Origin of the sequence: Collinsella sp., from assembly GCF_052346665.1 — a bacterium.
Taxonomy (GTDB): Bacteria; Actinomycetota; Coriobacteriia; order Coriobacteriales; family Coriobacteriaceae; genus Collinsella.
On the sequence record NZ_DAWDUX010000012.1, the window covers coordinates 1 to 11,204 of the forward strand.

General features: G+C 64.3%; 9 protein-coding genes and 1 pseudogene. 8 read left to right on the top strand and 2 right to left on the bottom strand.

Annotated elements, in window-relative coordinates; translation table 11 throughout:
- Positions 1–123 precede the first annotated feature (123 nt).
- The 4 genes from ACT8II_RS03345 to gatB all read left to right on the top strand — a co-directional run bounded on the left by ACT8II_RS03345 (position 124) and on the right by gatB (position 3,998).
- On the top strand, positions 124–375 hold the full coding sequence (locus ACT8II_RS03345; protein WP_443812994.1) for an HPr family phosphocarrier protein: 252 nt from the start codon (positions 124–126) through the stop codon (positions 373–375).
- Between the two features lie 124 nt (positions 376–499).
- Positions 500–808 (top strand): Asp-tRNA(Asn)/Glu-tRNA(Gln) amidotransferase subunit GatC, encoded by a 309-nt coding sequence (gene gatC, locus ACT8II_RS03350; protein ID WP_443812995.1) that lies wholly within the window; start codon positions 500–502, stop codon positions 806–808.
- On the top strand, positions 808–2,322 hold the full coding sequence (gene gatA / locus ACT8II_RS03355; protein ID WP_443812996.1) for an Asp-tRNA(Asn)/Glu-tRNA(Gln) amidotransferase subunit GatA: 1,515 nt from the start codon (positions 808–810) through the stop codon (positions 2,320–2,322). Before gatC ends, gatA begins: the two co-directional genes overlap by 1 nt.
- On the top strand, positions 2,319–3,998 hold the full coding sequence (gene gatB / locus ACT8II_RS03360; RefSeq protein WP_443812997.1) for an Asp-tRNA(Asn)/Glu-tRNA(Gln) amidotransferase subunit GatB: 1,680 nt from the start codon (positions 2,319–2,321) through the stop codon (positions 3,996–3,998). The genes gatA and gatB overlap by 4 nt, the downstream gene beginning before the upstream one ends.
- On the opposite strand, the gene ACT8II_RS03365 is transcribed toward gatB, so the two are convergent.
- Complete coding sequence (locus ACT8II_RS03365; RefSeq protein ID WP_118653495.1) at positions 3,995–4,216, bottom strand: hypothetical protein; 222 nt, start codon at positions 4,214–4,216, stop codon at positions 3,995–3,997. The two genes, gatB and ACT8II_RS03365, sit on opposite strands and share 4 nt — an antisense overlap.
- 438 nt (positions 4,217–4,654) lie before the next feature.
- On the opposite strand from ACT8II_RS03365, the gene ACT8II_RS03370 reads away from it, so the two are divergent.
- Positions 4,655–5,242: a GNAT family N-acetyltransferase gene (locus tag ACT8II_RS03370; protein ID WP_443812998.1), complete on the top strand. Its 588-nt coding sequence runs from the start codon at positions 4,655–4,657 to the stop codon at positions 5,240–5,242.
- A 267-nt stretch (positions 5,243–5,509) separates the two neighbouring features.
- Positions 5,510–6,772 carry a DMT family transporter gene (locus ACT8II_RS03375; RefSeq protein WP_443812999.1) on the top strand — a complete coding sequence of 421 codons (1,263 nt, stop codon included), beginning with the start codon at positions 5,510–5,512 and terminating at the stop codon, positions 6,770–6,772.
- A 72-nt stretch (positions 6,773–6,844) separates the two neighbouring features.
- On the opposite strand, the gene ACT8II_RS03380 is transcribed toward ACT8II_RS03375, so the two are convergent.
- Entirely contained in the window at positions 6,845–7,921 is a 1,077-nt protein-coding gene (locus tag ACT8II_RS03380) for a threonine aldolase family protein (protein WP_294159214.1), read from the bottom strand.
- Between the two features lie 287 nt (positions 7,922–8,208).
- Between ACT8II_RS03380 and hisS the strand changes: the two genes are divergently transcribed.
- A complete protein-coding gene (gene hisS, locus ACT8II_RS03385; protein WP_118653499.1) occupies positions 8,209–9,519 on the top strand; it encodes a histidine--tRNA ligase in 1,311 nt (436 codons plus the stop codon).
- 321 nt (positions 9,520–9,840) lie between these two features.
- Positions 9,841–11,204 (top strand): annotated as a pseudogene (locus tag ACT8II_RS03390) (phosphoenolpyruvate carboxylase); the annotation flags it as partial.

Consider the following 11,204-nt stretch of genomic DNA (forward strand, 5'->3'; position numbering starts at 1 on the left):
AACCTCCCATCTCGAGGACTTTATTTTCCAGTCCAAGAAATGGGAGGCAGTTCAATGCCGCCCGGCGCTTTTATTGTTCGCTCCGTCGTCTGCCCGGCCGCGGCATGGAAGAGAGCAGGTACCATGATCGAGTTTTCGCACGTCATCTCCGATGCCGAGGGGCTGCATGCCCGGCCTGTGGCGCTCGTGGCGTCCGCCGTTCACCCATGGGAGAGCTCCGTGACCGTGGTGTGCCGGGGTGCGTCGACCTCTGCGCGCGACCTCATGGGGCTGATGGGGTTGTGCGCCCGCCGTGGTGACGAGCTTGCGGTGCGTGTTGAGGGGCCAGACGAGGAGGCTTGCGCTGCCGCGCTCCGCGAGGTGTTCACGTTCTAGCCCACGCGGCGCATGCGGCGAACGCCGTTTCAATCTCGTGTATACGGGGCACTCCATAAAGGTGGAGTGCCCCGCCGTGTCTATAATGGAACAATTGCATGTTCACCATCGAAAGGGGCGCCACATGGCACTCACTGAGGATGATGTGCGCGGGATCGCGGAATACGCGACCATCGCGCTCAATGAGTCGGAGCTCGCGGAGATGACCACGTATCTCAACGATGCGGTCGAGATGCTCGAGCCGATTCTCCAATACGCCGCCGAGGATGTGGAGCCCACGTTCCACCCCATCGGTGATTTGTCGAACGTGATGCGTTCCGACGCCGTGGACGCGGATCGCGCACTTGCGACCGAGGACGCCCTGGCGAACGCCGGCGCCGCGCGCGATGGGCAGTTCCGCGTTCCCTCGATTTTGGGCGGAGGCGATCGATAATGGGTATTTCGCTCGATACGCTCACCGCCGCTCAGATCGCCGCCGGTGTCGCCGCAGGCAAGTTCACGGCAACGGAAGTCGCTCGCGCCGCCCTCTCCGCAATCGAAACGCGTGAGGCCGATGTCCAGGCCTTTTTGCAGGTGACTCCCGAGCTCGCCCTCGAGGCGGCCGCTCGAGTCGACGCCGCACGCGCGGCCGGCGAGCCCCTGCCGCCGCTCGCCGGCGTGCCTCTGGCAATCAAAGACAACATGAATCTGACAGGCACGCGTACCACCTGCGCGTCGCACATGCTCGAGAATTACGAGTCCCCGTACACCGCGACGTGCGTGCGCCGCATGCTCGATGCGGGTTGTCTGCCCGTGGGCAAAGCGAACATGGATGAGTTCGCGTTCGGTTCCTCAACGGAGTCCTCCGCCTTCCATCGCACGAATAACCCGTGGGACCTCGAGCGTGTTCCCGGCGGCTCCTCCGGCGGTTCGGCTGCTGCGGTCGCCGCAGGTATGACCGCGCTCGCCTTGGGCTCCGATACCGGCGGATCGATTCGCCAGCCCGCCGCCCTGTGCGGCGTGGTTGGCATGAAGCCCACGTACGGCGTGGTGTCGCGTTACGGCGTGGTGGCCTTTGGATCCTCGCTCGACCAGGTGGGCCCGTTTGGCCGTACGGTTGAGGACGTCGCGCTCGCGCTCGACGCGCTCACGGCGGGCGGGCGCGACCCGTTCGATGGTACGAGCCAGGAGGCCGAGGGCGGGTTCGCCGCGCACATCGATGACGACATCGCCGGTCTGCGCGTGGGCGTTATCCCCGCGTTCATGGAAGCCGAAGGTCTGGCCCCCGAGGTCAAGGCCACCGTTGAGGGCGCTTTGCGCACGCTCGAGGCCCAAGGTGCCAAGCTGGTCGAGGTCGACCTGCCACACCTCGACGCCGCCATCGCCGCCTACTACGTGATCGGTCCCGCCGAGGCGTTCTCCAACCTCGCTCGTTTTGACGGCGTTCGTTACGGTTATCAGGAGGCCGGTTGCACCAATTTGGCCGAGCAGAGCTCCAAGAGCCGTGCCCATGGTTTTGGCGCGGAGGCCAAGCGCCGTCAGATGCTCGGTGCCTATTTGCTGTCGTCCGGCGTGTATGACAAGTATTACTACGCGGCGCAAAAGGCCCGTTCGCTTATCACCGAGGATTACGCGCGCGCTTACGATCAGGTGGACGTGATTCTCATGCCTGCGAGCCCCACCACGGCGTTCAAGTTCGGCGAGCTGTCCGACCCCACGCAGATGTACCTCTCTGACATGTTCACCATCTCCATCAACATCGCGGGTAACGGAGGCATCACCGTTCCGTGCGGCTTGGGTGCGGACTCTGGCTTACCGGTTGCCGTGCAGTTGGTGGGTCGTGCGTTCGACGACCGTCGTCTGCTCACGTTCGCGCGCGCCGTGGAGCGTGCCCATGCGCAGGCCACCGGTGCGCCGGGGTGCGTTGTGGCACCCGATTTCGCCGGGAAGGGAGGCGAGCTCGCATGAGGGAGCTAACCGAGGTCCTCAAGGACTGGGAGGCCGTCATCGGTCTGGAAATCCACACCGAGCTGACCGCGCTCGACACTAAGATGTTCTGCGGCTGCAAGCTCAGCCACGACGACGCGCCCAACACCAACGTATGCCCGGTGTGTCTGGGAATGCCGGGCGCGCTGCCGGTGCCCAATCGCCGTGCCATCGAGAGCATCGTGAAGGCGGGTCTCGCCACCAACTGCGAGATCCAGAAGCATTCGATGTTCTATCGCAAGCACTATTTCTATCCGGACATGGCCAAGAACTTCCAGACCACGCAAGGCCCAGTTGCGTTTTGCATGCACGGCCAGCTGAACCTCGAGGTGACGGGCCGCGGGGCTGCGGAGCGCCCCTTGTGTGCGTTCGGCGATGGAGAGGCCGCGAGCCTGGCGAGTGCCAGTGCGAACGCCGAGGGGCTGTCGCGCCAGATGGCCGAGGGGCTGCCCGAGCAGGCGGGAGGGGCCCTCGCAGGGATGGCAGCCTACGACACGGCCGATCTCGCGGTGGCCGAGCGCCATGAGGACGGTTCCTATACGGTGCCCATCCGCATCCTGCGCATCCACATGGAGGAGGACGCCGCCAAGATGGTCCATGTGGGCGGCGAGGAGGGTCGCATCGGCGGCGCGGCAGAGAGCCTCATCGACTACAACCGCTGCGGCACCCCGCTCATCGAGCTCGTGACCGAGCCCGACCTGCGCACCCCCGAGGAGGCGCGCCTGTTCATGGAGAAGCTGCGCCGCATCTTCCTCACCATCGGCATTTCCGATTGCTCGATGGAGAAGGGCTCCATGCGCTGCGACGGCAACGTCTCCATCCGCCGTCGCGGCGAGACGGGTCTGGGCACCAAGACCGAGCTCAAGAACCTCAACTCCTTCAAGGCGCTGCACGACGGCCTTGCATACGAGATCTGCCGCCAAGCCGAGGTCTTGGAAGGGGGCGGCACCATCTACCAGGAGACGCGCCACTGGGAGCCCAGTCGCAAGCGCACCGTGGTGATGCGCGTGAAGGAGACGGCCGACGACTACCGCCTGTTCCCCGACCCGGACCTGGCGCCGTTCGACCTTACCAACGAGTTCATCGAGCACTGCCGTGCCGAACTGCCCGAGCTGCCCGACGCCAAGCGCGATCGCTTCGAGGCGGACTTTGGCATCAAGCGTGCCGACGCCGAGCAGCTCGCGGGCGACCCGGAGACCGCGTCGTTCTTCGAGGCCGCCGCTCAGGGCCTTTCCGGCAAGGCCGCCCAGACGGTCGCCAACCTCGTCGTGAACGAGCTGGCGGCCTACCTCAAGGGTGCCGGTGTGGCGCTCGCCGCCAGCGGCATCGCGCCCGTGCAGGTGGCGTCCCTGGCGAAGCTGCTCGCCGAGGACGCGATCTCGAGCAACCAGGCCCACGAGGTCTTCGAGGCGATGGCCGAAAGCGGCGACGACCCGGCCAAGATCGTGGACGAGCGCGGCATGCGCCAGGTGAGCGACACGTCGGCGCTCCAGCCGATCGTGGACGAGGTCCTCGCCGCCTGCTCCGACCAGGCGCAGCAGTACCGCGACGGCAACCAGAAGGTCATCGGCTTCTTGGTGGGCCAGTGTATGAAGGCCAGTCGCGGCACGGGCAACCCCAAGCTCTTCAACGAGCTCCTGCGCCAGGCGCTGAGCTAACTCGACGTGCCGCCCGCCTCGATCTCCTCGCGGCAGATCGCGGTGAGGCGGCGCACCGTCTCCCACATGTCGTGCTCGGTCGCCTCCGGGTGCGGGGCGCAGATGCGCGCGTTGAGGGCGTCCCTCGCGGTCTCATCCATGCCCTCGGGGCTGTACCGGAAGTTGACCATGGCCATCTGCGCGGGCGAGACGACCTCGATGAGGGGATTGCGCCGCACCTCGTCGAATTCATCGCCGCGACCCGAGAGTTCTTTGGTGTGGAAGCGTGACCCCGCGCAACAAGAGGCCTGCGCGCGAAGAGAATGCCGATGGGCAAGCAGCTCCCGAGCCCGTGATATTCGTTTCAAGATTCGGAAAATCACGAACGGATAATTCGGAACATCAATAACGAAACATTCGGAAAACCTTGAGTCGATAATTCGGAGCTGGTGGTAAGCGATTATGCCATAGTGAGATGGCGAGTTCTAGGACCCTTGCCCGGGGCGATTGTGTGAGCTCATCTGCGCTCGATGTAGGAGTGCGCAAACTCGGTTTTTGCAAAATGATCATTAAGCCTCGGGCGAGATGGGCGCATGTCATTATGATGCTGTTCGACGCTGTCCAGTGTTGACGCAGCCCTTCGAGAAGGGGTTGACTGCTTAAAGATGGGAGACACCATGAGCGATCAGCTTGTCATTCGATTGGCCACCGAGGCGGACGCTCCGGCGCTTGCGGCGATATACGCGCCCTATGTGCTGGAGACGGCCATCACGTTTGAGTACGAGCCGCCGACTGCGGAGGAGTTCGCCGAGCGCATGCGCGCGACCCTCGCGTTCTTTCCCTACCTGGTAGCGGAGCTGGACGGTCGTCCGGTGGGGTATGCCTACGCAAGCACGTTCAAGGGAAGACCCGCGTACGATTGGGCGGTTGAGACTTCCATTTACGTGGCGCAGGGCTACTCAGGGCGCGGTATTGGCCGCGCATTGCACGACGCGTTGGCGCGAGCCCTCAAGGCGCAGGGCATCCTGAACATGTACGCGTGTATTGCGGTGCCGTACGGTGCCGACGACGAGACCCTCACCCGCAACAGCGAGCAGTTCCACGCCCATTTGGGGTACCGATTGGTGGGCGAATTCGAGCGGTGCGGCTACAAGGGCGGTCGATGGTACAGCATGGTCTGGATGGAGAAGATGCTGGGGGAGCACCGTCCCGACCAGCCGCCCGTGACACCGTTTCCGCAGGTTGAAGCGCAGCAGCGTGTCTAGCGTGCTCGGCGCGCCTGGTGTTCCCAGTGTGCTCCGGATTGCCTATGGCCGGCCGGATATTTGCTTGAGGCCGAGGCATTGCAAGCACGGCGCGCACGCCGTGTGACATTTTGCTTTTGCTGAGCATGCGCTTTAGCGTGGTGCGTTGAGCTGCATGTTGGCCCTATGGTAAGGTTTTCGCATCGGGGGGCCGACACGATGAACAAGTGATGCCGAGCGGCGCCCGGGTGGCGCGGACACCACGCTCGGGTGCGCGAGGAAGCCGGAATGGCCAGCGACGATCGCGAGTGTGCGGATGGCATCAATACCGTCTGCGCCATAGAGGACGTACGCTCCATGAAACGTGCATGTAAAGGGGGCACCTGGAAGTATTCCTGCGCCTGCAGGTCCGGTGTGCGATACGAGGGGGAAAGCGAGGCGTGGGCTCAATTGAAGGCCATGATCAAGGAGGAACTGGGCAGGACCGAGGTCGGACAGGCAAATGCCGCCGAAGAGGCCGGGCAGACCAAGGTTGCCGCAAAGTCTGTGCTGGCCGGGGGCCGCAAAGCCACCACCGGCACTGAGCTCGGCGATCCCTTTGCGAGCAGGGATCCCGTTCCCGTACCGTCAGAGGACCGAGCGCCCGGCAAACTTCGCGGCGCCGGCGCACGGTCACCGCTGTTCTGGAAGTTCATGCTCGTCGCCATGGCCTTGGTTTGGGGTTATTCGTTTCTCACCATGAAGACGGTACTCGACACCGTCCCTACGTTCATGCTGCTTGCGTGCCGCTTCCTTCTGTCGGCTGCCATCATGTTCGGTGTCTTCCATAAGCGTATAAAGGCGCACTTCAACCGCGAGTACCTGGGGTTCGGCGTGCTCATGGGCTGCGTCATCTGGTCGGCGTATGCCGCGCAGACCCTCGGCTTGGTGGACACGACACCCGGCAAGAACGCCTTCCTCACCGGCACGTACTGCATCCTGGTGCCCTTCATCGCGCTCGTGCTGTTCCGCGAGCGCGTCACCAAGTGGCATATCGGTTCGGCGCTATTGTGCCTAGTGGGTGTGGGCTTTGTTGCGCTCGACAACTTCAGCATCCAGATGGGCGACCTCATGACGTTGGTGGGTGCAGTCTTTTTCGCCGTGGACATGGCGGTGGTGGGCCACATCGGCCGCACGCGCGACGTGAGCGTCCTCACCTCGTGGATGTTCCTATTTGTGGGCACGTTCTCGCTTATCGCGACCATCGCGGTCGAGCCGCGCGTTCCCGCCGAGCAGTGGACGCCCGAGATCATCGGTCAGCTTGTGTTTCTCGCCGTGGTGTGCACCACTATCGGCCTGCTCTTGCAGAATCAGGCGCTTTCGCACGTGCCGCCGGCGACCGGCTCGCTACTTCTTTCGCTCGAGAGCCCCTCGGGCGTGCTCTTCTCCGTCCTCATGGCGGGCGAGGTCCTCACCGGCAAGTTGATCTTCGGATTCGCGCTGATCTTCCTGTCGATTGTGCTGTCCGAGACGCACTTCAGCTTCTTGCGGAAATGGTTTCCCAAACGATAAAAGGAAAGGCGCCCGTCACAGGGCGCTTTTCTATGAGCGGTGTATGGTTCCGGTCCGTGGCCCATCGGTGCGCTAGAGGGCGGAGATGAACCCCAAAAGCTCCTCGACGTGCTCGGGCTGGCAGGCCCAGCTCGTCACAAAGCGCAGGACGACTCGGTCGCGCCCCGTGGGGTCCTTGGCGGGCGTGACTTCGGCACCGCTGGCTTCGACGATGCGGACGGCCGTATCGGAATCGAACCAGAAGAACTGCTGGTTGCCGGTTGTACGCACATATGGCTCGTAACCGGCGGCCTCGAGGCCATTGGCGAGCATGACGGCGCATTCGTTTGAGCGTTTGGCGTGGGTAAAGTAGGGGAGAAGCCCCTCGGCGTCGCGGAGCTCGGGGTCAAACACTGCCTCATACTGGATGCCCATGAGGCGGCCCTTGGCGGTCATGTGCCCGCTGCGTTTGGTGAGGTAGGGGATGCGCTCGATTGCGCGCCGCCCACGTGCGGTGCGCGGGCTCACCACGAGGGCTTCGCCGAACAGCATACCCGCTTTGGTACCGCCGAGCGTGAAGGCATCGGCGCGCGAAGCGAGGTGCTCGAGCGTGAGGTCGCCGTCCGCGGCGGTCAGCGCGCTCGCCATGCGGGCACCGTCCACGTACACGGCGAGGTCGAGCTTCTCGGCGACATCGCACAGCGAATCGAACTCGGCGCGCGTGTAGACGTGCCCGAGCTCGCTGGTGTTGGAGAAGTAGAGCATCGCGGGGCGCGTGGTATGGCAGCCGCCGGCGATGGACGCGTGGTACACGCGCTCGACCTCAGCGGGGGTGAGCACGCCGAAGGCGTCGGCTGTGGCGAGGATGCGGCGTCCGCAGGCCTCGATGGCACCGGTCTCGTGCGCGGTGGGATGCGCGTCGGCGGCGAGAATCGGTCCCTCGAAGTCGTCGGTGAACGCGGAGATGCAGACGGCATTCGCCGCGGTGCCGCCGGGGATAAAGCGCACGTAGGCGTCCGGCTGTCCGCAAACCTCGCGCAGCAGCGCGGCGGCTCGCTCGCAATGTTCGTCGGTGCCGTAACCGGGCGTTTGCTCGGCATTGGTTTGAATGAGCGCCTCGAGGACCTCGGGGCAAGCGCCCTCGGAATAGTCGTTGCGGAATTGGTGCATGGTCGGCTCCATTTTGAATATGCCCTGACAGTCAGGGGCCTGCGGACGATCGAGTATGCCTCAATGGTACGCGCTTCCGCTTGGCTTCGCCAAGGTTCGTTGCATGGTGGGGTACCGTTACGATGGGCGGGGACGTCCGCCTCGCTCGTCCGCCTATGGTATTTCGGAGCCGCTCTTTACGGGCGGTTCCTTTTGTTTGCAGGTATACTGTCTTGATTGAATTCACCAATTCCGGCACCACCCGGGAGCGCATCGGCGCTCGTGGGCGCACGCGAAGGAGACACCATATGCAGGCACAGAAGGCCGAAGGCACCAAGGACCTCATCGGGCGCGAGATGCGCTCTTGGCTCAAGATGCAGGAAGTCGCGGCGGAGGTGTTCGGCCCGTTTGGGTTCGAGCCCATCGAGACTCCGGCGATCGAGCAGCTCGACGTATTCGTCCACGGCATCGGCCAATCCACCGACGTGGTGCGCAAGGAGATGTTCCGCGTTTTCTCCGGCGCGAATTTCGAGCGCGTCCTCACCGAGGGTACCGACGCCAAGCTCAAGGCCAAGCAGCGCCTGGCGCTTCGTCCCGAGGGCACGGCCGGCGTGGTGCGCGCCGTGGTGGAGAACAACCTGGTTCCCCAGGGCTCCGCTCCGTTCAAGGCGTGGTACGCGGAGGCGATGTTCCGCGGCGAGCGCCCGCAGAAGGGCCGCCTGCGTCAGTTCCACCAGGTGGGCATTGAGTGGCTGGGCGCTCCCGACGCCGCCGCCGATGCCGAGTGCATCATCATGCTCATGCGCTTTTACGAGCGCCTGGGCTTCGACCTCTCCAAGCTCCGCCTGCTCATCAACTCCATGGGCGACCCGGCGTGTCGTCCCGCGTATCGCGAGACCGTGCGCCAGTTCATCCTCGACCATGCCGACGAGATGTGCGATGAGTGCCGCGAGCGCGCCGAGATCAACCCGCTGCGCGCCTTCGACTGCAAAAACGAGCACTGTCGCGAGGTCATGAAGGGTGCCCCGCTTATGGGCGACAACCTGTGCGACGATTGCCGCGAGCATTACGAGCAGGTCAAGCGCCATCTCGACGCGGCGGGCATCGAGTATGTTGAGGATCCGACCCTCGTGCGCGGCCTGGACTACTACACCCGCACGGTTTTTGAGGTCGAGGCGCCGGGTGCGGGCGTGGGCTCCATCGGCGGCGGTGGCCGTTACGATGGGTTGGTCGAGCTTGAGGGCGGTAAGCCCACGCCGGGTGTCGGATTCGCCGTGGGCTTTGAGCGCGCCATGCTCGCCCTTGAGGCGTTCGGCAAGGAGATGGCATGCGACGATGAGGGCTGCGTCTTCGTGGCGAATGCCGGTGCCGACCTTCGCGACGAGGTGTTCGCGTTGGCACTCGATCTACGCGCCCGTGGCGTCCGCACCGAGTGCGACTACCAGGGCAAGTCGCTTAAGGCCCAGTTCAAGCTGGCGGATAAGTTGGGCGCGTCCCACATCGTGATCATCGGCGGCGACGAGCTCGCCGCGGGCAAGGTCAAGCTGCGCAACATGGCAACGCATGAGGAACGTTTAATCGATCGCGTTGGGGCCGCTGAAATCATTGCAGCTCTGTAGCGCATTCGACGATGGAAACCCAGGGCGGTGGGAACAAGTGTCCCGCCGCCCTTTCCGTTTGGGGCGGCTGCGCTGCCCGCCGAGAAGCTCATGCCGCCCGCCGAAGTGCGCGAGCCGTCTACCGATAATTTGTTGAAACGTAGGAGATGTACTCCACTTCACTAAAGTATGTGGTAGATACGGGAGAGCCTGCCTATAATAATGCGGTCTGCGAGGTTTATGCGCCTCGTGCTAAGCAATGAAGGAGGTAGTGTGGCAGAGAATACGCAAGCTGGCCAGCGCCTGAGCGAAGCGCTCACCGGCGACATGATCGCTGATGTCATGTCGGGCACCCGTCGTATCGACCTGACCGACCTTGAGGCGGCGGTCGAGGTTCTGTCCGACATCGACATCCCCGCCGAGCTCCGCGACAACCTGGCGCTGTTCCTGCGCCTCGAGCGCCGCATCCTGCGCGAGTACGACGCTCAAGTGCTCGATGTATTCGATGAGCTCATGGTGAGCGTCATTCGCGCGAACGCCGGCGATCCCGGTGCCGAGGCCGATGGCGAGGATGTTGACGAGCAGGGCATGCCCGCGGGGGAGACGCCCTCCGCCCGCGCCTTCCGCGACGCCGTCTCCCTCATCGACGCACTGCCCATCGACCAAGCTCAGGTCATCGTACGCGCCTTCACGGCGTTTTTCCACCTGGCGAACCTCTCCGAGGAGAGCTATCGCGTGGGTATCCTGCGCGAGCGTGAGCGCAGCGTCTCCACCGAGGACGCCGTCGACCCGGCGAACGCCCTCACCGTGGCGTTCCATCAGCTCACCGATGAGGTGGGCGGAGCCAAAGCAACCGAGCTGCTCTCTCGCCTGGAGTTCCATCCGGTTTTCACCGCGCATCCTACCGAGGCGCGCCGCAAGGCCGTTGAGGGTAAGATCCGCCGCATCGCCGGCCTGCTCGAGGAACGTGGGCGCCTGGGCGGCTCCGAACGAGCGCCACATGCTCCAGGAGATCGATGCGCTCGTGCGCACGAGCCCCATTGCCCTCAAGAAGCCCACGCCCGTCGAGGAAGCCGACACCATCATCGACATCTTCGACAGCACGCTGTTCGATACCATCCCCGTGGTGTACCGCCGTTTTGACGACTGGGTTTTGGGCGAGTATGCCGGCACGGTTCCGCCCGTGTGCCCGGCGTTCTTCCACCCTGGCAGCTGGATCGGCTCCGATCGTGACGGCAACCCCAACGTCACCGCCAAGGTGAGCCGTCAGGTTGCCGCGAAGTACGCCACGCACATGATCGCCAAGCTCGCCGACAAGTGCCGCCGCGTGGGCCGCAACCTCACGCTCGAGGCCGCATACACCAAGCCGTCCGATGAGCTGCTCAACCTGTGGAGCCATCAGGTGGAGATGAGCGAGGTCCTTACCGAGCGTGCCAGCGAGATCTCCAACTCCGAGCCCCATCGTGCCGTGATGCTCGTGATGGCAGCGCGCCTGGACGCCACCGTGGCCCGCAATGCCGACACGATGTACCGCACCTGCGACGATTTCCTCGCCGACCTGCGTGTGGTCCAGCGTTCGCTCGCCGAGGCCGGCGCCGTTCGCGCCGCATACGGACCGGTCCAGACCCTCATCTGGCAGACCGAGACCTTCGGCTTCCACATGGTGGAAATGGAATTCCGTCAGCACTCCGTGGTGCACACCCGTG

Bases quoted from the DNA above. Each gene is read 5' to 3' on its own strand.
- ACT8II_RS03345 (WP_443812994.1), top strand. From the start codon at position 124: ATGATCGAGTTTTCGCACGTCATCTCCGATGCCGAGGGGCTGCATGCC.
- gatC (WP_443812995.1), top strand. From the start codon at position 500: ATGGCACTCACTGAGGATGATGTGCGCGGGATCGCGGAATACGCGACC.
- gatA (WP_443812996.1), top strand. From the start codon at position 808: ATGGGTATTTCGCTCGATACGCTCACCGCCGCTCAGATCGCCGCCGGT.
- gatB (WP_443812997.1), top strand. From the start codon at position 2,319: ATGAGGGAGCTAACCGAGGTCCTCAAGGACTGGGAGGCCGTCATCGGT.
- ACT8II_RS03370 (WP_443812998.1), top strand. From the start codon at position 4,655: ATGAGCGATCAGCTTGTCATTCGATTGGCCACCGAGGCGGACGCTCCG.
- ACT8II_RS03375 (WP_443812999.1), top strand. From the start codon at position 5,510: ATGGCCAGCGACGATCGCGAGTGTGCGGATGGCATCAATACCGTCTGC.
- ACT8II_RS03380 (WP_294159214.1), bottom strand. From the start codon at position 7,921: ATGCACCAATTCCGCAACGACTATTCCGAGGGCGCTTGCCCCGAGGTC.
- hisS (WP_118653499.1), top strand. From the start codon at position 8,209: ATGCAGGCACAGAAGGCCGAAGGCACCAAGGACCTCATCGGGCGCGAG.